Origin of the sequence: Pseudoalteromonas sp. S327, assembly GCF_005886415.1 — a bacterium.
In the GTDB taxonomy this organism is placed as follows: Bacteria; Pseudomonadota; Gammaproteobacteria; order Enterobacterales; family Alteromonadaceae; genus Pseudoalteromonas; species Pseudoalteromonas atlantica.
Genome location: NZ_PNDP01000042.1, coordinates 14,027 through 36,221 on the forward strand (window position 1 = coordinate 14,027; position 22,195 = coordinate 36,221).

The following is a 22,195-nucleotide window of genomic DNA, read 5'->3' on the forward strand; positions in this document are numbered from 1 at the left end:
TGATTTGCTTAGGCCGTTCAAGTGCCCCTTATAACACCCTAAGCAAAACAATATTAATCCGCTTTAATTAAGCCTAGCGCTTCATGCGGATCAACTTCAAGTGCATTACAGTAACGTACAAACTCAATAACATCTAAGCGGCGTTCTTGATTTTCAATCTTACCGATAAATGAGTGAGGTGTTCCTAGCACTTGTGCCAGGCTACGCATTGTATGACCCTTTTCATGGCGTTTTGTTTTAAGCCATTTAGTTAGCTTTTCGTTTTCTTCAGAAGAAACAGTCTTGCCCATCATTTTACATCTCCTACTAGATGATATGACATACCCGTCAAAGCAGTAGTCACACAATGATTGGAGGCATATAAGCAGATACCCACTACATTACTCAATAGCAAGCTATTGCTTAAATAAGCAAAGGTATTGCTACTTATTCAACCTACCAATCTATTCAGTGCTAACCCGCAAAAATAGGATATAGGTTTATTTTTATTAAGAGTGAAATTTTGCCCGTCTCACTCTTGGATACATTATATACTATTAACAGTTCGGTTAAATAATTAATTACATAGCTTGCATAAATTTACCCAACCACTAACCTTTACTTATGCTGAATATTTAAGTTAACGTACCAAAAATATTAAGTTTTTTCCTAAAAAATTAATTGTAAGATAAAAGCACTTTGTTACAAATTAACGTGCAGATAACCTTGCTGTATTGATGTTTAAACAACAGTAAGGGTAAAAAAGTTCCCATAAATAACGTTTTTCCCTAACTAAGGGACTAAAGAGGAAGTATGTTTAGAGTCTTATTTTTGTTGCCTATTTTACTATGCTTTTTATGGTTTTTGTTTTTACGTCACTACGGAGTACCCATTAAACAAGGTAAAAAAGGCTTTTTATACATACTTGCCTTTTCTGCTTTTATATTAGGCTTTTTTGTATTAATAATGCAGTTTACCCATTACAGCCCAATTGAATTTTAGGCATTAAAAAAGCCGCTAACGCGGCTTTAATAGCTAAGCGTAAATTGCTTAAACGCTAAAACTTGCACCACACCCACAGGTAGTCGTTGCATTAGGATTAGATACAAAAAAGCGTGCGCCTTCTAACCCTTCGGTGTAATCCACTTCGCCATCAACTAAGTACTGAATACTCATTGGGTCAATAACCAAGGTTACACCATTTTTAACTATTTCTAAATCGCCAGGATTTGCTTTTTCATCAAAAGTAAAACCATATTGAAAACCAGAACAACCACCACCTGTTACGTAAACACGCAGTTTTAAATCTGGATTTTCTTCTTCGTCGATTAACTGTTTAACACGAACAGCAGCTGCATCGCTGAACTTTATTGGTAATTCTTCAGACATTTTAAAACCCTCAATATCGCAATGGCGTGATTATCTAATACCCGAGTGTTTTAATCAAGTATAGTCAAACATCTCTTGTGCTATCTTAGGCTTTTAACTATTGCTTTAGCCGATACGATAGCAAAATGTGTTTTCAGTGATTGCTGTAATATTTGTTAATATAAGTGTTTAAAATTGCAAAATCACAAGGACTTACCTGCACACTTTTGTTAAACTGCTCGCTGAAAAAATGTGGCGGAGAATACAGCATGTGGCTTGAGCAACTCAGGCGTCGATTAGCAAAACCAAAAACCTCTGTGCAATTATGCTTATTAGGCGTAAGTGCTGGTTTAATTGCTGCATTTTTTATTATTTTATTTCGCTTAACGATTCTGTTTTTTCAAAGCTTATTTTTAGACACTCCCGATAATTTTACTACTATCCCCACTCTTGAACGAGTTTTAATGCCGTTGATTGCTGCGCTACTGATTGCTACATTTGCTGCATTTACTGGCTTTAAGCACTACCGATTAGGCATTCCTTTTGTTATTCATCGCATTAAACGCCACTACGGGCAAATGCCGCTTTACAACACTGTAAATCAATTTGTTGGTGGTGCACTGGCACTTATTAGTGGTTTTTCGGTTGGCCGCGAAGGGCCATCTGTTCATATGGGCGCCACTGGCGCAAGTATATTAGCCGATAAACTTCATTTACCGCATAACGCCATGCGTACATTAAGTGGCTGTGGTGTCGCCGCTGGTATTGCGGCCTCGTTTAATACCCCACTGGCTGCGGTTATTTTTGTAATGGAAGTGGTGCTACGTGAGTACAAAGTGCATATTTTTGTACCAATTATGCTTGCCGCACTAACTGGTGCATTAGCGACTCAATTTGTGTTTGGTGAAGGCTCAGAGCTTGCACTTATTAGCATTACGCCATTGAGTGGTTGGCATTACCCATATTTAATTTTATGTGGCATGGCCTTAGGGGCAATTGCCTATAGCTTTAATCAAAATTTAATGCTGATCATAAAAACATTTAAACCTTTAAGCATGTTTCCTCGTTTACTCATTGCAGGTTGTATTGCGAGTATTATTGCCTATGCAGTGCCCCAAGCGATGGGTTCGGGTATGAGTGCGATTACTATTGCGGTTGAATCGCCTGAAAACGCGCAGCTACTTACCACTATTTTAATAGCTAAACTGCTGGCGACCCTGTTTGCCATTGGCCTAGGAATACCGGGTGGCTTAATAGGTCCCGTTATTGGGCTAGGTGTATTAACAGGTACTTTAATGGCCTTTTTTGCTCAATTTATAAGCCCAGGTGCTGACATTGCAGGCACATACGGCGTATTAGGAATGGCAGGGTTACTCGCGGCTACATTACATGCGCCTTTAGCAGCATTAACAACTGTGATGGAGCTTACGTCCTCGCCAGAGATTATTGTACCGGCCATGTTAGTGATAACAACCGCCTATGTAACGGCGCTGCAAGTATTTGGCAATCGGTCTATATTTTTGCAACAGCTTGATTTTCAGGGGCTACCCTATCATGTATCGCCCGCGACGGAGGCGCTACAAAAAGTGGGCATAATGGATGATATGGATGAGGACTTTAAACTGCTTTATTCAGACGATAAAGAGCAAATTAAAAACACCTTAGACGCCATGGACAGCCAAACCCCTTTAATAGTTTACGATGAAGAAAACGGCTATCGCCTAGCAGAGTACGACCTTACCCTGATGTCGGGCGAAAACATAAATATAAACTACATTAGTTTACAAGGCATTAGCAGCCAGTCGACCTTAGCTGATGCCTTTGATATTTTAAAAGATAAACGCAGCGGCGCCCTGTATGTATACAACTTGCTAGATGATCAGCAAATAATGGGGCTATTACGCTGGGATCAAATAAATAATATTTTAACTATTCGTAACAGCCTACTTTAGGATTCTTATGAGCGCTTTACTAATTTATAAAACACTGCACATTTTTTTTATGATTGCTTGGTTTGCCGGTATTTTTTATTTACCTCGGTTATTTGTATACCACGCAATGAGCGAAGAAAAAGCCTGTAACTCAATGCTTAAAGTAATGGAGCGTCGGCTACTCTTTTTTGTTACCCCGTTTGCTATTTTAACGGCCGTTTTTGGTGTACTCACTATTGTAGAATATGGCCGTGAGTGGTTTAGATACAGCATGTGGCTGCACTACAAACTGGTACTGGTCATTATTTTATATCTATACCACGGCTACTGCTTTAAATTACTGAGCGACTTTAAACACGACAGAAATACCAAAACGGACCGTTTTTATCGTATTTTTAATGAGCTCCCAGTTATTGCGCTGCTAATTATTGTTGCGCTTGCGGTAATAAAACCTAATTTATAAGCTGTGTAGCGCATGTTAAACTGCGCTGCAATTTACAATACTTGCTATAACACGCGCGATTGCGTGCCCCATTTTTATGGATTATCGCGCCCCTTTGATTGATTAGGAATAACCCCATGTTAAGTTTCCAAGGTGAACATATACTGTCGGTAAATCAACTCGACAGAGACTGCATTGAGCGTATTTTTGCAGTAGCGAAAAAAATGGAGCCTTATGCTAAAAAACAAAAGCAAACAACAGTGCTAGAAGGCGCTATTTTAGCTAATTTGTTTTTTGAACCAAGCACGCGTACGCGTGTAAGCTTTGGTACTGCCTTTAATTTATTAGGCGGTGGCGTGCGCGAAACAACCGGCATGCAAAGCTCAGCACTTGCTAAAGGCGAATCGCTTTACGACACTGCGCGCGTTATTTCAGCGTACGCTGATGCCGTCGCTATGCGCCACCCTGATGCAGGCTCGGTAAGCGAATTTGCAGACGGTTGTACCGTACCGGTAATTAACGGTGGTGATGGCCCTAACGAGCACCCTACTCAAGCTCTACTTGACTTGCTTACTATTGAGCGCGAACTAAACCGATTTGATCAAAACATTGATGGCATGCATATCGCCTTAGTTGGCGATTTAAAATATGGCCGCACAGTACATTCATTATCTAAATTATTGTGCCATTACAAAAACGTAAAATTTTCGATGGTGGCGCCCGATGGCCTGCAAATGCCAACGAGCATTTTAGATGCGGTAGAAAATGCAGGCCATAAAATACAATTAGTCAACAAAATGGAAGGGAACTTAGCAGCCGATATTGTGTACCAAACACGTATTCAAGAAGAGCGCTTCCCTTCACAAGAAGAAGCTAATAAATACCGTGGCGGCTTTAGAATTAGCCAATCAATTTATAACGCGCACTGTAAGCCAAATTCTGTGCTTATGCACCCGCTCCCACGCGATAGCCGTTTAGAAGCTAATGAGCTTGATAACGACTTAAACAGTAACGACAATTTAGCTATATTCCGCCAAGTACAAAATGGCGTGTTAATTCGTATGGCACTGTTTGCTTTAACCCTCGGCGTAGAAAACAAAGTCGAGCAATATGAAGTAGACGTACCTTGGTTTAGCCGCAAACGCGACAGCTAAACACTTTTACCAAGCGACAACTAATAGGATTTTTCATGACAATTAGCCAAGATTTATTTAATCGTGCACAAACTTCAATTCCTGGTGGCGTAAATTCACCTGTACGTGCATTTAACGGTGTAGGTGGTACGCCACTATTTATTACCAAAGCCGAGGGTGCCTTTACCTTTGACGCCGATGGCAACCGTTATATTGATTACGTAGGTTCGTGGGGTCCGATGATCATGGGCCATAACCACCCAGCTATAAAGCAAGCTGTTCACGAAGCGGTAGAAAACGGTTTAAGTTATGGGGCGCCCACTGAAGCCGAAATTTTAATGGCTGAAAAAGTAAAAGCGCTTGTTCCCTCAATCGAAAAAGTACGTATGGTAAGCTCGGGTACCGAAGCCACAATGAGCGCCATTCGCTTAGCACGTGGCTATACAGGGCGTGATAAAATCCTTAAGTTTGAAGGTTGTTACCACGGCCATGCCGACTCATTATTAGTAAAAGCAGGCTCTGGCGCATTAACCATGGGTGTGCCAAATTCACCCGGTATCCCTGAGGATTTTGCAAAGCACACGCTTACCGTATCGTTTAATAACCTTGATGAAGTAAAAGCTGTATTTGAAAAATACGCAGACGACATTGCCTGTATTATCGTTGAGCCAGTAGCGGGTAACATGAACTGTATTCCTCCTGTAGAAGGCTTTTTAGAAGGCTTGCGGGCAGTATGTGATGAGTACAAATCAGTGCTTATTTTTGACGAAGTAATGACCGGCTTTCGTGTTGCTTTAGGTGGCGCTCAGGCGTATTACAACATAAAACCTGACTTAACATGTTTAGGTAAAGTCATTGGCGGCGGCATGCCTGTTGGTGCCTTTGGCGGCAAAACCGAAATTATGGATTACATTGCGCCAGTAGGTCCGGTTTACCAAGCTGGTACTCTTTCTGGTAACCCTATTGCAATGGCTGCGGGTTTAAAATCGCTTGAGCTATTAAGTGAGCCAGGTTTGCACGATAAGTTAGAAGCTATTTCTAAAGCTATTTGTGAAGGCTTTGAAGCAGGCGCTAAAAAAGCAGGCATACCTTTAACCACTAACTACGCAGGCGGTATGTATGGCTTTTTCTTCACTGAAGCAGAAAAAGTAACCACTTATAAACAAGCTACAGAATGTGATTTAGAACGCTTTAAACGCTTTTTCCACTTAATGCTGGAAGATGGCGTATACCTAGCACCTTCTGCATTTGAAGCAGGCTTTGTGTGTGCTGCGCACACAGAGCAAGAAGTACAAGCGACTATTGAAGCTGCAGAGCGCGCCTTCGCTAAGCTATAAGCATCCAATACATGTGTTAATAATATGCGTTATTAACTCTGTAGTTAAAAAAAGCCCTTACGGGCTTTTTTTATTTGTGCGTATTGATAATTGAATGGTTTTTAGCCTTTATACGGTCTCACTTTTTAGACTCACTTTTACCCCACAAGAGAAACGTATGACGAGCTTAAGGCACTTAGCAGCACCTGCTATATCATTAATGGGCAACTTAAAATATAAAACTAAAATTGGTTTAGTTTTTGGTATTTTATTATTACCCCTTGCGCTTAGTTTGTTTTTTTTAGTCTCTTTATTAAGCGAGAGTATCAGCGTCTCTCAAATGCAAAAACAAGGATTACTGAGCTACAGAGACATTCTTGCAAATCAAATGCAGGGTGGAACCTATAAAAATGTAAAAGTAGCTAAAGCACGTGGTTTTAATGTAAAAGATGAGCAAATAAATGACGTACTTGAGCTGGTTTCAATACAGTCTAATTTAGCCTTAGATAACCAACTTGCGAGTGCTTATGTTAATCGCGCATTAGTTACGCCTATACCTGCGCTTATCATGCAGATAAATGCGACAGCGCAAAGCGCTAATACTGTTCTTACTAACCAGCGTTTTACACCAGAGACTTTTATTGCGCTTTCAAACTTAAGTAAGTCGCTCCCTTTATACCAGCAGCAACTCGATAAAATACTTACAATTGCCACCACGGCCGATGCATCTGTAAATAAAGCACTCACGCCCTCTCTCACTAATTTACATAACGCCATAGCCGCTTTTAAAACAGCCATTGATAAAAAGCTGCTTGAACCAGATGATATACAGCTTACACAAAACGAATTTGCAGGGCTTACCAGCCAAGTGCTTAGTCGTATTAGCCAACTAATTGATAAAAGCATCCCTACCCTTGAATCGCTAATAAATGAAAAACTGAACACGCAACGCTTGACAAGAAACACTGTATTGGCTGCATCATTAATTAGTTTATTGATTGCATTTTACTTAATGGTTGGTTTTTATTTTGCGGTAGTTGATACCATTAATCGCTTTGCCGAAGCTGCGCAAAGTGCAGCAAATGGCGATTTAAATGCGGTTATCAACTCAAGTACTAACGATGAAATGGATATTATTGCAGCGCGATATAACGCACTTCTTAATGCTTTTTCAAAACTTTTAGAGAATGTAAAAGCAAGCACTGTGGAGCTATGTGGCGCCACTAAATCGCTTTCACAGGCAAGCAGCCAAACGAGTAACGATGTTGAAAAACAGCAAATACGGGTAAACGCTATTCATGATGCACTAAGTAATATGGAGCAAAGTGCAGTGAGTGTAGAAGAGTCTGCTAATCAAGCAATGTTAACAGCACAAGATGCCGCGCAGCATGTAAAGCAAGGCTCTAACAACACCATGGAACTTGCCAAATACATGCAAGACCTCCAAGTTGAATTTACCGAAAGCCAACAAGCCTTAGATAGACTAGCTCAAGATAGCCAAGAAATTAGTAAAGTAAGCAAAGGCATTAGCGAAATAGCCGATCAAACTAATTTATTAGCCCTAAACGCAGCAATAGAAGCCGCACGAGCCGGTGAACATGGCCGTGGTTTTGCCGTGGTAGCTGATGAAGTAAGAACCCTTGCACAGCGTACACAAACTCAAACACAAGAAATTCACCAAATTATTAGCTCACTTCAGCAGGCCTCTGACGATACACAACAAAAAATGCGCTCAAGTGTCCAGAAGATGGAACAATCGGTAAACGCCGCCACCGAAACAAACGATATTTTACAAAGTGCAGAGCAAAGCATGGGCGATATAAAACACCAAGGCGAAGAGATAGCACTGCGGGTTAAAGAGCAATCTAACGCAACCACCCAAGCATTAAGTGATGCACAAGAAGTAAGTAACTTAGCAGATCAAACTCTTCTCTCTGCACAATCTACACTGCAAGACGCACAGCAACTTAGTCAGCTCTCTGATGACTTAACTAAATCAATGCAGTTTTTTAAATCTTGAAAATAATAAAAATGCTTTTAAATTACAAAAAACCCTTCGATTAAGAAGGGTTTTTAAGGTTAGTTATTAATAAGTATTAAAAGCGAGCTTCCAAACCTATACGAACGTAACGTGGTGTTTGCCAAGAGTATGCAGCATCATGGTACGCATTTACTTCACCTTCATTTTGCTCATAGTGTTCATTCAGTGATGACTCTGTTTGCGAGTTGAAAATGTTAAATACATTAACCGATGCACGCATGTCGATATCAGATACTGTGAAATCATATGCAGCAGATAAATCTAAGTTAAATACCCAAGGTGTACGGCCATTTGTGCCTCGGCTATGTTTTTCATAGATTTTCTCATCTTGATCACAGTCGCCGTTGCCATTTGTATCCGGACACTCATTAGTATAAATGTAGAAAGTATCACCCCAACCACCATTTAAATTTGGATCGGTAGATGGATAGCCTTGACCAAATAAGCTCTTAGGACGCCCGCTTTGTAAAGTAGCATTCCAGCCTACAGTTAAGTCTTCCATTGGCTCCCAACTACCAAAGAATTTAAATGTATGGCGTCTATCATTAGGTTGATAGCCCTGAGAACCATCCATAACTGCTGGGAAGTCGAAGTCTTGGGTAATACCCGCATCTGCTTGACCAATATCTGATTTAACAGCACCTTCAAAGTTACCTACACTTCTAGCCCATGTATAACCAAACTGATAACGAATAGTGTCAGCTTTATAGTCAAGGCTAAACTCTACAGCGGTGTATTCATTATTTGCTTTAGGTAGGCCTATTGTTTCTGCTGAATAGGTAGTTAAAGAACCACTATCTGGAACACCGTCGTTATTGAATGATGAATCTCCCCAATCGGTTCCATTCCAGTAGTAACCGTCACTGTACCAGCTAGACGAATCGCCAGGGTTTATCATTACGCAGTAAGGGTATGCATATCGCCCACAGTAGTCATCTAATGCTGTTGCAACTTCGCGGTATATACCTTTAACACCTACTGTATATTCATCATTTAAAGCTTGCTGTATACCTATAATATATTCATCTTTAGAGAATGGATCAGCCTCTTGCGCTTGGAAGATATCTTTTTCAGGTATAACCGGTACACCACTCACTTGCTGTGAGTTTTGAATACCACCATTCCCAAGCGTGTCAGCTAATGGCGTTAGGCCTGTTGGTGCGCCAGTTTGTGAATCAACACCAGTATACGTATAAGCTGTGGTTATATCACTAACCCCTGATGCGGCTCTAAAAATAGTATTATTGGCTACGGGTAAGTAATAACGCCCATATGTACCATAAACTTTAGTGTCGCCTGTACCTGTAGGATCCCAAGTGAAGCCTAGTCTAGGTGCAATATCTGTTTCAAAGCTAGTTAGTAACTTACCAGTCGTACCCCAGCTATCAAACTCATCAATACGTAAGCCAACTTTAACTGAGAAATCCTCTGTTACTTGCCACTGATCTTCTATGTAGTAAGCTGTTAACTCTGATTCAAAGCTGCCGCCGCCATCAAAGATACGGTCTTCAACATAGTCAAGCGCGGCACCAGTGTTATTTGTTAGTGCGCCATTATCGGCTTGCCAACTACCATTATCTGCAAGAGTTCTGTAATCATAGCTGTGGCCACCAATAGGACTACTTATATTCTCAGACTTACGCTCTTGGTAATCGATACCAAATGTTATTTCATGGTCATTCCATACATATTCAACATCTAAGCGATATTGGGTATTTTCATCATTATTGGCACCAAAGCTACCGCCTGCACCACAGCCAGTGATTGGATTAGCAGTACCTCGAGAGTCGGTAATAGATGGACAAACCAAGTTTTCTGATTGCGTTTCATATTCTGTTTTAATATTACCAGCCATAGCAGTAACAACTAGGTCTTCGGTTAAAACACCCGTATAACTTAAGCTTTGCGCTTCACCACCACGCTTTAAAATGGCACCATCGATACGATCGCCCACAGTACCGTTATTGTATTCGTACACTGAACGCTCAATATCACGACGATTAGAGTAGGCAAAGTAGCTTAACCTATGGTTTTCATTAATATCCCAATCAAGCTTACCGCCCCAAAATAAATTATCGCCACCAGAAGCTGATTCATTTCGGTATTGATCGTTTGGCGAAAATTCATCTCCACCCCACGTGTATGTAGACTCAGTATCTCTTGGGTTAATTAATCCATAGAAAAACAACGTGTCTTCAATCAGAGGACCACCAGCAGAAATAGTCACATCTGTTTTGCTATCAGTGTCTAAGCTTTCATCTCTAAATATTTGACCTGCGCCATTGTTACCACGAGAAATACTTCCCTCTTCTTGCAAAGAGTCTGGTTGAAATTGCACAACTGCCGCAAATTCCCACTCATTTGTACCACTTTTAGTAGTTGTATTTATGGTACCACCGGTTGCGCGGCCAAATTTGGCAGAGTAACCACCCGTTTTAACTTGGAACTGGTCATAGAACTCAAACGGTACTTCACCACAACCAAGGCCTTGGCGTGTATTAGTAACCTCTAAGCCATTAATATAACATGCATTTTCAGCTACTGATGAGCCACCAAACGACGCAGTATTACCAAAAGCACTGTCTCCTTTAACAGCTCCTGGTGCCAACAATGCAACCGAGGTAAGGTCTCTGTTTATCGGCATACGGTCTATTTCAGCATCTGTAATAACTAGGCCAGAATCGGCAGTTGTTAAATCAATCGAAGAAATACGAGCGCCTAATACTTGAATTACTTCAGGACCGGAATCACTGACTTGTGCTAAATCAAAGCTCGCTTTTGCATTAGCACCTAATGAAACGCGCACACTATCTTCAGCTACAACGGCGCCGTTTTTTAAGATTTGTATTTGATAGCTACCTGAAGGCAATGAAGCAAATCGAAATGAACCGTCTTCAGAAATATTTAATGTTCTTTCTAACCCTGTTGCAGGATTTTTTACTGTTACGGTATACCCTGCTGTAGTAGAAATATTATCGATAGAACCTACAACATCAGATGCCACTGCTGGAAGCGCTACACCTAGTGAAGCGAGAACCGCTATTGCCGTAAGATTTTTTTTGAAAATATTTTTCATACTCTTATCCCTGTTAAGTTTATAATTATTTTTGCACTTTATACAAAATGCATACAGAGGGTAACAAAAGGGTACAAATTGTAAATATGTTAATTAAATAAAGATAAAATAGAAATAAAAATAATTTAAAAACAACAGCTTAAATTTATTTTTACATGTTTATTTGTGAAATATAAGATTCTCAATGTTAATTTAAAGAAACAAAAACAGACAATTAATTAACAACAATTCAGTTAATTAAACTATTAACATACTCGTTACAATGATCTTATTTTTAATCTCGCAAAGTGCTACTTTACTCTAATTATACTTACTGCTTTTTAATTTATTTATAAGAAAATAAGCTAATAAAAGTAATTAAAATTTATTTAGTTTCAAATTTTGATTGCTAGATAGTGAAGCAAATATAAAAAAACCGCTGAGTTAGCGGTTTTATTATTAAGGTTTTATTTTATTAGCGTATACACTGCGGCCTAGGCTCAAACTCACTGGCTCTTAGTGGTAACTGAATAACTTTTCCGCATCCGGGCGGTGCTTGTAAACCCGTTCTTTCATTGACGAAAGCCCATCTTATTGATGGCGGGCGTGTATCTGCTATTGCTTCAGGGTTGAGCGGTTTTAAGTAACGTATATAAGCTTCTAACGCGCCCACACTCCCTGTTAAACCGGTGCTTCTATTATCGTCTCTACCAAGCCATGCAACGGTCACTGTGTTTTGATCAAACCCTGCAAACCAACTATCACGTAAATCATTACTAGTGCCTGTTTTACCGGCAAGCTGAATTGATGGAAAGTGTAAGTTTAAACGCTTAGCGGTGCCGTCTTTTGTCACTCGCTTCATGGCATATTTAGTCATATATACAGCGTCTTTTGCAAAGCGCGGCTCAGACTTAACTTTATGCTTATACAAAACGTTACCTACCGAGTCTGTTAGCGCAGATACAGAGGTAAGCTCTCTATACTCGCCATCTGCTGCGATAGTGGTATAAAGCTGGGCAACCTCAAAGCTCGACATTTCTACAGCACCAAGTAGCAGCGAGGGGTATTCATCTATATTACCTTTTGCGCCTAATCCTTTGAGCGTATTTGCTACTTTATCAACACCTACATCTAGGCCTAAATTTACCGCAGGAATATTAATACTGTTACTAAAGGCTTTATAAAGTGGCAATGCACCTCGGTATTGGTGATCAAAGTTCTCAGGTTGCCACACTTTACCTTGCTCATTTGTTACCTGCACAGGGGAGTCATCAAGTAATGTGGCTAAGTTATAATGTGGTAACTGCAGGGCTGTTAAGTACACCGCGGGTTTAACTAAAGAGCCAATATTTCGTTTAGTATCGAGCACTCGGTTGAAACCTGAGTAGCGAACATCGCGCCCCGACACTAAAGCCGACACACCGCCTTTTTCTACATTAACTGAGATCATGGCTGCTTCGAGTTTATCGGTGTTAGGGCGTTTTTCTAAATACGGTAAACTTTTTTGAATGGACTCTTCCATTGCCGTTTGTTTTTGCAAATCAAAGTAAGTAAATACACGCACACCGGCATCTAGTGTTTTTTGATCAGGTAATAACTGCTTAAGCTCACGGTTTACAAGTTCTAAAAAGCCAGGGTATGACTTTTGTAAACTTGCTTTCATAGGCGCTATATCAATTGGGCGTTTAAGTGATGCACGGTATTCTTTTGTAGTTAGTAGCTTGTTTTCAACCATTAAGCGCAGTACTAAGTCGCGACGCTCCATAGTGCGCTCTTTATAACGACGAGGATTGTAATACGAAGGCCCTTTGACCATCGCCACCAGCAGCGCTATTTGGTCATATTCCAGCTCATCAACAGGCTTTGAAAAATAAAACTCAGAGGCCAAGCCCATGCCATGCACGCCTTGGTTATAAGACTGACCTAGGTAAACTTCATTTAAATAAGCTTCTAAAATCTGATCTTTTGAATAACGGTAATCTAGAATAAGCGCAATAAATGCCTCATTTATTTTTCGCACTAAAGAGCGCTCACGCGTTAGGTATATATTTTTTGCAAGCTGCTGCGTTAAGGTGCTACCACCTTGCACGGTACGCCCTGCTTTAATATTTGAATAAAGCGCGCGCAAAATAGAAAATACCGACACTCCATGGTGCTGATAAAAATCCCGATCTTCTACCACTAATAACGTGTCTTTCAACATAGGCGGAAACTTATCAAGCGGTACAAACTCTCTATCTTGCTTTGAATCATTTCCAATTCGAGCTATTTGCACAGGCTCTAGGCGAGCGCTGTTTAGCCGCCTGCCAAATTTATCTTTAATGGTTGCTACCTTTTGCCCCGCAAAACGTAGCTCAATAATGTGCGATTCTTCAAGGCCATCATAAAACTCAAAGTCGCGTCGGTAAATTTTTATGCTATCGGCTGTTTTTACAAACTGCCCCGTGCGGCTTAGCCTATTAACTGATGAATAATTTAGGCGCTCAAGCTCCCACACAACCTCTTGACTAGATAAAAACTGCCCTGGGTAAAACTCCATTGAGCGTGCGTATACTTGGGCAGGTAACTGCCATTTATTACCTTCAAATATACGTGTTGTTTTTGAATCTAAATAAATAAGATACATGGCCATAGCAATAAAAACAGCTAAGCTCAATTTCCAAAAAACAGACCATGTTTTTCGCATAAATGTGCGTTTAACAACAGTGTTTGACGTTTTTTTAGTCGTTTTTGATTTAGCTTTACGTGGCGAGCTGGTTGCTTTAGGTGCACGCTTAGGAGTGGTTTTACTACTGGGTGTTTTTTTGTTGTCAGCCATTTAAGTGTAATTTATTCCAAGGTTTATTCACGAGTGTGAGCTTAGCATATTGGGTATAGCCTAACACCTGAAAAGTTAACCTTCCCTGAAACGAAAAAAAGCCCTACCTTGGTAGGGCTTTGTGAAGACAATGATTAATCTATTTAATATTAGTTACTGCGAACAGATACAAACTCAGGATAAGCATCAACACCGCAATCGTGTTGGTCCATACCGCTTAGCTCTTCTTCTTCGGTTACGCGAATACCCATAGTTTGCTTTAAAATAGCCCACACAATAAATGAAGCTACAAAAACAAAGGCTAAAATAGTCACTAAACCAATAAGCTGTGTTACAAAGTTTGCATCGCCGTTAGATACAGGCACTAACATAATACCTAGCGCGCCACATACACCGTGAACAGAGATAGCACCTACTGGGTCATCAATCTTCGCTTTATCTAGAGCTACAATGCTAAATACAACCAGTGAGCCACCTAAAATACCTAGTAAACACGCCATTAATGGAGATGGTGAAAGTGGGTCTGCTGTAATAACAACTAAACCTGCTAATGCGCCGTTTAGTACCATAGTTAAATCTGCCTTACCCCATAACACTTTACATACAAACAGTGCAGCAATTGCACCCATTGCAGCAGCAGCGTTAGTATTAAGTAAAATTTGACCTACAGCCGTTGCATTTTCTTTATCTGAAAGAAGTAATTGCGAACCACCGTTAAAACCAAACCAACCCATCCATAAAATAAACGTACCTAATGTAGCAAGTGGTAGGTTAGAGCCTGGAATTGGGTAAATTTCACCGTTTTTACCGTATTTACCTTTACGAGCGCCAAGTAAAATTACACCTGCTAAAGCAGCTGCAGCACCAGCACCGTGAACAATGGCAGAGCCTGCAAAATCAACAAAGCCCATTTCTGATAAGAAACCGCCGCCCCATGTCCAGTAACCTTCCATTGGGTAAATAAAGCCAGTTAAAACAACTGCAAATGCTAAGAAAGCAAATAACTTCATACGTTCAGCAACCGCACCCGATACAATCGACATAGCCGTTGCAACAAATACTACTTGGAAGAAAAAGTCAGATTCTAAAGAGTGGTCAGCATCGGCCGCTTGCGTGCCAATTAATGCGCCAATTGAAGGGATGATGCCGCCTTCAGCGTTGTCTACATACATGATGTTGTAGCCAACCAATAAAAACATGGTACATGCGATAGAATACAGCGCCACGTTTTTAGTTAAAATTTCAGTGGTGTTTTTAGAGCGAACTAAACCCGCTTCTAACATGGCAAAACCTGCTGCCATCCACATTACTAATATACCCGACACCAGAAAATAAAAGGTGTCGAGTGAAAATTTGAGTTCTACAATTGTGTTTTCCATTAATCAGCCCCCTTAAATTGCTTCTTCATCAAGTTCGCCCGTACGAATACGCACAATTTGATCTAAGTCGTACACGAAAATTTTACCGTCACCAATTTTGCCTGTTGATGCAATTTTGGTAATTGCTTCAACTACGCGTTGGCAATTTTCAGTACGAGTAGCAATTTCAAGTTTGATCTTAGGAATAAAATCTACCTGATACTCTGCTCCACGATACAGCTCTGTATGGCCTCGTTGACGTCCAAAACCTTTAACATCAACTACGGTCATCCCTTCAATACCTAAATCAGCGAGCGCTTCACGCACATCGTCTAATTTAAATGGTTTTATGATTGCACTAATCATTTTCATAGTGGCCCCCTCGGACGCTTTATTGTTATCCTGTTGGCTTACATAATCCAACCTTTGTGCCACTATTAAAAAACACTTAATATCAATAAGATAAGCATAAATAGTAAATTTAAAACAAAAAAAACGCACCATCAAGGTGCGCTTTTTTAACAACTTAGCTACATTGGTGCATCACCAAAAGTGACGCCCTACTAGCTTGTAATTAGTGTTATTTTTTATATTTACACAACACAGTTTCGGCCATTGTTTTTGGCTTCGTAAAGGGCAGCATCAGCGATGCGCATGGCCTGAGTTAAATCAGTGTTTTGAAAATCAGCAACACCAATACTGATGGTGATAGAAAACGGTTTTTCATCGATTAAAAACTCATGTTTAGCGAGTTTTTTTCTAAAGCCTTCTAAGTACTCTCGCCCACGCGCCGTGTCTATATCATCTAATATAATGGCAAACTCTTCGCCGCCCACCCGCGCAACGGTAAACTTAGAAAACGTAGTTTTAATTAACGTGGCTACCTGCTTTAGTGCCTGATCGCCCGCTTCGTGGCCTAAGGTGTCATTAATATTTTTGAAAAAATCTATATCGAGTAATGCAAGCGTATTTTGCTGTTGTTTTTTTAATAGTTGCTCTGCATATTGGTAAAAATAACGGCGGTTATACATACCCGTTAAATAGTCTCTGTAAGCACTTTCTTTAATATCCGCAATCAGTGACAACTGCTCCATTGTTTGCATAACACGACAATGAAACTCTTCATTCATAAATGGCTTTGTTAAAAAGTCGTTGGCACCGTATTTAATAAACCGAGCCGATAACCCATGTTTACCTGCCCCCGAAAGCCCAATGATGGCCAAATCATCGCGCCCTCTAAAATTACGCACCGCTTTAACCAATTCAAAGCCATCCATTAATGGCATCGCATAATCGGTCATGAGCAATTTTATATTAGGGTTACTTTTTATTATTTCGAGTGCTTGCTGACCGTCTTGCGCATCGGTTACATCAAATAATTGCTTTTCTAGCATTTGCTTCATTAAGGAGCGGCTTAACACCGAATCATCAGCAACCAACGCCTTACAGCCTTGATTTCTCAGAAGCTGAGCTACTAACTTGATAGCGTAATGGTATGAATCGCGATTGTCTTTAATTACGTAATCAATAACACCAAGCTCTAGCATTTGTTGGCGCTTATATTCATCAATTTTTGAGGTAAGTACCACAGTAGGAATGGCGTGTGAAAGTGTAAATTTAGCCACCTCGCCATTAGGTGCATCAGGCAAAGTTAAATCAACTAAAGCCAGCGAGTATTTATGTTTCTCAATATAGTCTTGGCATTCATTTAATGACCATGCGAAATCGACAGCGACATCTAAATATTGAGCCGTTAAGTGGCGTAGCACCTGCTGCACTACTTTACTGTCTTCAACCACTAATACTCTTTGCATAAACTTCTCTTTAATCTTGTTATTTTACGTACTTAAACTTGCACTGAAGCGACAAGCTATGAAAAACATCCAGTAAAGTTCTGTTTATGTAGCCAGTAAGTAGGCTAGGTCCATTAATGTAAGCGCAAGGCTTGTATTTAATTCAAATACAAAGTCGACCAAATATACTTGATTTTTTAGCTAAGCTAAACACGCTAGGATAAATTAACCCTAAATAAACAAACACGCCGTGTATAAGTTTAGACTTAACCAGTATTATCGACCATTAATCTCAATACTTTTGTTATTTGTGTGTTTTTTATTTTAAATAGCATCTAAACAAAAATAAGGAACGACAATGAAGCTTGTCCAATTAACTCGTTACACCTTAGCGCTTGCCATCGTATTACTTAGCAGTACTGCAACAGCAGAAAACCAACGAAAAATAGACATTGATAGCCACGTAGTCACTAAGCATAAAGCAAAAATTAATGGTGAACGCTTTAGCTACACCGTTAAAACAGGCACTCAGCCGGTGTGGAATGATAATGGCGATGCAATTGCCACTTTACAATATACCTATTACACACGAGATAAAGTCGATGACACCGCAGCTCGCCCATTACTGATATCGTTTAATGGCGGTCCTGGCTCTGCATCTGTATGGATGCACTTAGCCTATACTGGCCCACGCGTATTAAAAATTGATGACGAAGGCTACCCCATTCAGCCTTATGGCGTAAAAGATAACCCCTACTCTGTATTAGATGTAGCAGATATTGTTTATGTAAATCCGGTAAATACAGGTTATTCACGCGTAGTAGAAAACGCCAAAGGTGAAATGCTTTCGAAAGAGCAACAAAAAGAGCACTTTTTTGGTGTGAATGCCGACATAAAATACTTAGCTGAATGGCTAAATACCTTTGTTAACCGAAACGAGCGCTGGCGCTCACCTAAGTTTTTAATTGGAGAAAGCTACGGCACTACTCGTGTATCAGGCCTTGCCCATGAACTACAAAACAGTCAATGGATGTACATTAATGGGGTGGTATTAGTATCGCCGACCGATATTGGTATAAAACGCGACGGCCCTATAAAAGCGGCTAATCGCTTACCTTATTTTGCTGCAACTGCGTGGTATCACAAAGCACTGAATAAAAACTTGCAAGAAAAAGATCTCAATGAACTTTTACCCGAAGTAGAGCAGTTCACTATTAATGAGCTTATTCCTGCCCTCGCTAAAGGTGGCTTTATCGATGCCGATAAAAAACGCCAAATAATAAAGAAAATGGCCGAATATGCTGGTCTTTCAGAGCAGTTTGTAGCGCAAAACAACTTAGATATTCCCACTCGATTTTTTTGGAAAGAACTTTTACGTGAGCGTGGACAAACTGTCGGACGTCTAGATTCGCGCTATTTAGGTATTGATAAACGCGATGCTGGCGAATCACCTGATTACTGGGCTGAGCTTACCTCTTGGCTGCACTCGTTTACGCCTGCAATTAACTATTACCTGCGTGAAGAGCTCAACTATAAAACGGATGTTAAATACAACTTATTTGGCAATGTTCACCCATGGGATCGCAGTAAAAATAATACCGGCGAAAACTTACGTTTAGCGATGGCGCAAAATCCGTATTTAAACGTAATGATTCAAGCGGGTTACTACGATGGCGCAACAAATTACTTTGATGCTAAATACACGTTATGGCAGCTTGACCCAAGTGGAAAAATGAAAGACAGGTTAAGCTTTAAAGGGTACCGAAGCGGCCATATGATGTACCTAAGACATGAAGATCTTAAGCTTTCAAATAACGATTTACGCGACTTCATTTTAAGCTCCCTACCCGCTAAAGGGCAGGCCGCTAAATATTAATTAAAAGGGCCATTACATGAGGCATTACGAAGATGCCTCATGTTTATTACAGTACACTTTTAATTGTGTAACCACTTCATTAAACCCTGTTTGTAGTGCAAATAATAACGCTTCATCGACCTTATTTTGCGCGGCTAAGCTTTCTATCTGCTGGCAAATGTCACTTAACTTTAACGCTGCAACCGATTTAGCAGATGACTTTAAACCATGCGCCTGAAAAGATAAATCGGCGTAATTTAAACTATGTGTATACGCTTCAATTAATTTAACTTGCTCATAAGCGGTCTGTAAAAACGCCTGAAAGACTAAACAATGTACATGCGTATCTTTTCCTAACATCGAAAACAATAAAGGCATATCTAATTGACTGTACATAGAGCTTGCTTGCGCTGTGATTTGCAGCGGCTGTGTATGCGAAGGAACAATGCCTTGAGAGTGCTTCATCAACAGTGCTTTTAGGCTTTCAAGCTCTATCGGTTTAGTTAAAAAACCGTTCATCCCAGCGCTGTAACAATCTTGTATGTTTTTTTCCATTATATTGGCCGTAACAGCAATAATTATTAGCTCATTGAACTGTGTGTTTTTTCGGATTTTTTTAGCCAATTCAAGGCCATTTAGCAACGGCATTTGAATATCGGTAAGTAACATATCGAAGGACTTATCTTGGAGCATTTGCCAGGCCTGTTCGCCATTATTTGCAAACGTTGAATTAACACCAAGCATGGTCAGTTGCTGCTTTAAAACCTGCTGATTAGTCAGTTGATCTTCTGCCACCAGCACATTTAATACTGGGAGTTTACCTGTGGCGGAGTCTGCGGTCTCACTGCTGGGGTGATTTATCGGCTCATCAGCTTGTATAGTGGTTAAAGCGCTTTCTTTAAAACCATTAAAGCTAATGGTAAAACACGCGCCTTTATTTATTTGGCTATTTACTTGTAGCTGCCCTTGCATACGCTCTACAAGCTCTTTAGTAATAACTAAACCTATGCCCGTACCATGTGTTTTACTGGTCTCTGCCCCAAGTCTATCAAAGGGTTTAAAAAGCCTTAAAATATCATCTTCTGAAAAACCGCACCCTGTATCTTCAATATCAATATTACAGCGGCTTGAATCAGCAATCTCGCAGCGTATACCTATTTTACCTCGCACTTTGTTATATTTTATTGCGTTGGAAAGTAAATTAAGCAGTACCTGTTTAAAACGGCGCTTATCTACATATAAGTAAATACCTTCAAGGGAGTCAATATTGTGAGTATTTATAGTAACAAGCTCAACTCTGGCAAGTTCGCTCACCATTTCAATACTATGCTGTAGCATGTCTTTCACGGGGGCATATTCAAAATTAAACTGCATATTCCCCGACTCAATAGAAGTTAAATCTAGCACGTCGTTTATTAGTAAAAGTAAATGCTCCCCAGCTTGGTAAATACTTTGCGCATTGTCTTTGTGTACCTCGGTTGCTTTACTGTCATATTGATAAAGCTGCGCTAACCCTAAAATCGCATTTAACGGCGTTCTAAGCTCATGGCTCATACTCGCCATAAAGTCAGACTTAGCCTTACTGGCCGACTCGGCTTGAATTCTCAGCGCGTTTACTTTTTGATGATTAGTAGCAACCTCATCGGCCATTTTATTAAATGCATTTATGACGCTGCCAATCTCATTTTTTTGCTGAACGCTAACGTGGCAATCAAAGTTCCCTTTAGCCAGTTTAGAAAAGGCGACTTCGAGCGCCCGTAAAGGGCTGGTAATTCTATAATCGACCAACCAAGCTAAGCCAATAAAAAACACCACAAGTATAAAAAACTGAATATAAATTAACGTGTAATGTAGCTTGGCCGCTTCGTTTATTTCGTCTACAAAATTAACGACTAACGTTATTTCAGCCAAAGGTTTATCTAAAAAAGTGATGCGCTCATTTAACGTAACATTGCCCTGCTGCGCTAACAGCTGCCACTCATCTAATGGATATAACTGATTACCTGTAGAAGGCTCTACTACTCTAATTGCTTTCCAATTGGGGTTTGTATTAAGTTGCGCGTCTATTTGCTCATACAGCTGTGCGTATTGACGCGTTAATAAAGGGGTTTTTATTGATGTGGATAGTTGCTGTAAAGAGCGCTGCGCTGCGCTAGAAAGGCCATTGTTTACCCACCGAGCTTGCTCTGGCAAAGCGTAAAAAATAAATAAGCATATTAATAAAAAGCCAAATGCCATTACCGCAACAAAGCTTTGAACCCTTAGGCTGCGCCACCAGTTAATTTTCAACATAAAACGAGCGTAAACCCCATTGCGTTAATTGGTTGTAATCGTCAATGCTTGCTTTACTTGGGTTAATTATAGGAATACCCGCTAATAAGTGTTTTTGTTTAGGGTCGCTCCCTATTTCTATAATTGCTTGTTGAACTTGCGCTTGTACCTGATTATTTACTCTAGGGTGAACCACAATGGGGTGGCGGCTAACCTTCCGCGTTTTGTAAATAACTTTTAGCTTTTGCTGCAAATTTTGAGGCTGTTGCTTTAATGTGCCCATCACCCCGCCGCCGGCAGGCGTTGCGTTAAGTGCCACATTTAAATAAACAGATGAGTGCGTTTTTACATACACAGGCTTTATTGTTAAGCCATACAATAGGGCAAGCTCCGCCCGCATTAATAAAGAAGCGCCTAACGCATTAGGCGCAGGAAAAGCAATTTCGGCGCCTTCAAGCTGCTTAACGGATTCAATATTACTGTTTTTATTGACCACTAATACGCCTTGCAAATGGCGCGCAGCATCTTTCACTATAGGTAAATAGCCTTGTTTGTTGTAAGCAATCACACTATGCCATGGGTTCATATAAGCAAAATCGTAATCGCCATCTGCAAACCCTTGCTCAAAAACCGGGATTGATTCCACGGTAACAAGCTTTAGTTGCACGCCTGTTTTTTCGGTTACTTTATTAAGAAAGGGCTGCCATATTGCAGTGAGTTTTTGAGGCTCATATTGCGGAACTACACCAAAAGTAAAGGTTTGAGCATAGACACCCATACTATTGAATAAAAAAAGCAAAACAACACTACACTTCATATTAGTCTTACCGTTGTA

Annotated in this window: 16 protein-coding genes; 7 read left to right on the top strand and 9 right to left on the bottom strand. The window is 40.2% G+C overall.

Annotated features, from left to right (window positions below):
* Nucleotides 1-53 precede the first annotated feature (53 nt).
* Nucleotides 54-293: a helix-turn-helix domain-containing protein gene (locus tag CWB60_RS13480; protein ID WP_004587151.1), complete on the bottom strand. Its 240-nt coding sequence runs from the start codon at nucleotides 291-293 to the stop codon at nucleotides 54-56.
* A gap of 499 nt (nucleotides 294-792) precedes the next feature.
* Here CWB60_RS13480 and CWB60_RS13485 point away from each other — a divergent pair, with 499 nt between their 5' ends.
* Nucleotides 793-981, top strand: a complete 189-nt coding sequence (locus CWB60_RS13485; RefSeq protein ID WP_138578311.1) for a hypothetical protein — start codon at nucleotides 793-795, stop codon at nucleotides 979-981.
* Between the two features lie 48 nt (nucleotides 982-1,029).
* On the opposite strand, the gene erpA is transcribed toward CWB60_RS13485, so the two are convergent.
* Nucleotides 1,030-1,368, bottom strand: coding sequence for an iron-sulfur cluster insertion protein ErpA (gene erpA, locus CWB60_RS13490; RefSeq protein WP_002958911.1), 339 nt, complete (start codon nucleotides 1,366-1,368; stop codon nucleotides 1,030-1,032).
* Nucleotides 1,369-1,616: 248 nt separating this feature from the next.
* Here erpA and CWB60_RS13495 point away from each other — a divergent pair, with 248 nt between their 5' ends.
* From CWB60_RS13495 to CWB60_RS13515, 5 genes are all read left to right on the top strand, one after another.
* The gene (locus CWB60_RS13495) at nucleotides 1,617-3,299 is read left to right on the top strand and encodes a chloride channel protein (RefSeq protein WP_055252948.1); all 1,683 of its coding nucleotides are present in this window, start codon (nucleotides 1,617-1,619) and stop codon (nucleotides 3,297-3,299) included.
* Nucleotides 3,300-3,306: 7 nt separating this feature from the next.
* Nucleotides 3,307-3,741 carry a CopD family protein gene (locus CWB60_RS13500; RefSeq protein WP_024034304.1) on the top strand — a complete coding sequence of 145 codons (435 nt, stop codon included), beginning with the start codon at nucleotides 3,307-3,309 and terminating at the stop codon, nucleotides 3,739-3,741.
* A gap of 116 nt (nucleotides 3,742-3,857) precedes the next feature.
* Nucleotides 3,858-4,874: an aspartate carbamoyltransferase gene (locus tag CWB60_RS13505; protein WP_004587156.1), complete on the top strand. Its 1,017-nt coding sequence runs from the start codon at nucleotides 3,858-3,860 to the stop codon at nucleotides 4,872-4,874.
* 35 nt (nucleotides 4,875-4,909) lie between these two features.
* On the top strand, nucleotides 4,910-6,190 hold the full coding sequence (hemL, locus tag CWB60_RS13510; RefSeq protein ID WP_138578313.1) for a glutamate-1-semialdehyde 2,1-aminomutase: 1,281 nt from the start codon (nucleotides 4,910-4,912) through the stop codon (nucleotides 6,188-6,190).
* Between the two features lie 157 nt (nucleotides 6,191-6,347).
* On the top strand, nucleotides 6,348-8,189 hold the full coding sequence (locus tag CWB60_RS13515) for a methyl-accepting chemotaxis protein (protein ID WP_138578315.1): 1,842 nt from the start codon (nucleotides 6,348-6,350) through the stop codon (nucleotides 8,187-8,189).
* Between the two features lie 76 nt (nucleotides 8,190-8,265).
* On the opposite strand, the gene CWB60_RS13520 is transcribed toward CWB60_RS13515, so the two are convergent.
* From CWB60_RS13520 to CWB60_RS13540, 5 genes are all read right to left on the bottom strand, one after another.
* Entirely contained in the window at nucleotides 8,266-11,286 is a 3,021-nt protein-coding gene (locus tag CWB60_RS13520) for a TonB-dependent receptor (protein ID WP_024034306.1), read from the bottom strand.
* A gap of 454 nt (nucleotides 11,287-11,740) precedes the next feature.
* Nucleotides 11,741-14,083, bottom strand: coding sequence for a penicillin-binding protein 1B (gene mrcB, locus CWB60_RS13525; RefSeq protein WP_004587160.1), 2,343 nt, complete (start codon nucleotides 14,081-14,083; stop codon nucleotides 11,741-11,743).
* Between the two features lie 149 nt (nucleotides 14,084-14,232).
* Nucleotides 14,233-15,462, bottom strand: coding sequence for an ammonium transporter AmtB (locus tag CWB60_RS13530; RefSeq protein ID WP_004587161.1), 1,230 nt, complete (start codon nucleotides 15,460-15,462; stop codon nucleotides 14,233-14,235).
* A gap of 12 nt (nucleotides 15,463-15,474) precedes the next feature.
* Nucleotides 15,475-15,813, bottom strand: coding sequence for a P-II family nitrogen regulator (locus CWB60_RS13535; protein ID WP_004587162.1), 339 nt, complete (start codon nucleotides 15,811-15,813; stop codon nucleotides 15,475-15,477).
* Nucleotides 15,814-16,034: 221 nt separating this feature from the next.
* Nucleotides 16,035-17,255 carry a GGDEF domain-containing response regulator gene (locus CWB60_RS13540; RefSeq protein WP_029773860.1) on the bottom strand — a complete coding sequence of 407 codons (1,221 nt, stop codon included), beginning with the start codon at nucleotides 17,253-17,255 and terminating at the stop codon, nucleotides 16,035-16,037.
* A 337-nt stretch (nucleotides 17,256-17,592) separates the two neighbouring features.
* On the opposite strand from CWB60_RS13540, the gene CWB60_RS13545 reads away from it, so the two are divergent.
* Nucleotides 17,593-19,110: a S10 family peptidase gene (locus CWB60_RS13545; protein WP_029773861.1), complete on the top strand. Its 1,518-nt coding sequence runs from the start codon at nucleotides 17,593-17,595 to the stop codon at nucleotides 19,108-19,110.
* A 24-nt stretch (nucleotides 19,111-19,134) separates the two neighbouring features.
* Here the strand turns inward: CWB60_RS13545 and CWB60_RS13550 are convergent, their stop codons facing one another.
* Nucleotides 19,135-21,381, bottom strand: a complete 2,247-nt coding sequence (locus CWB60_RS13550) for an ATP-binding protein (protein WP_138578316.1) — start codon at nucleotides 21,379-21,381, stop codon at nucleotides 19,135-19,137.
* Nucleotides 21,368-22,177 carry a phosphate/phosphite/phosphonate ABC transporter substrate-binding protein gene (locus tag CWB60_RS13555; RefSeq protein WP_138578318.1) on the bottom strand — a complete coding sequence of 270 codons (810 nt, stop codon included), beginning with the start codon at nucleotides 22,175-22,177 and terminating at the stop codon, nucleotides 21,368-21,370. Before CWB60_RS13555 ends, CWB60_RS13550 begins: the two co-directional genes overlap by 14 nt.
* Between the last annotated feature and the right edge of the window lie 18 nt (nucleotides 22,178-22,195).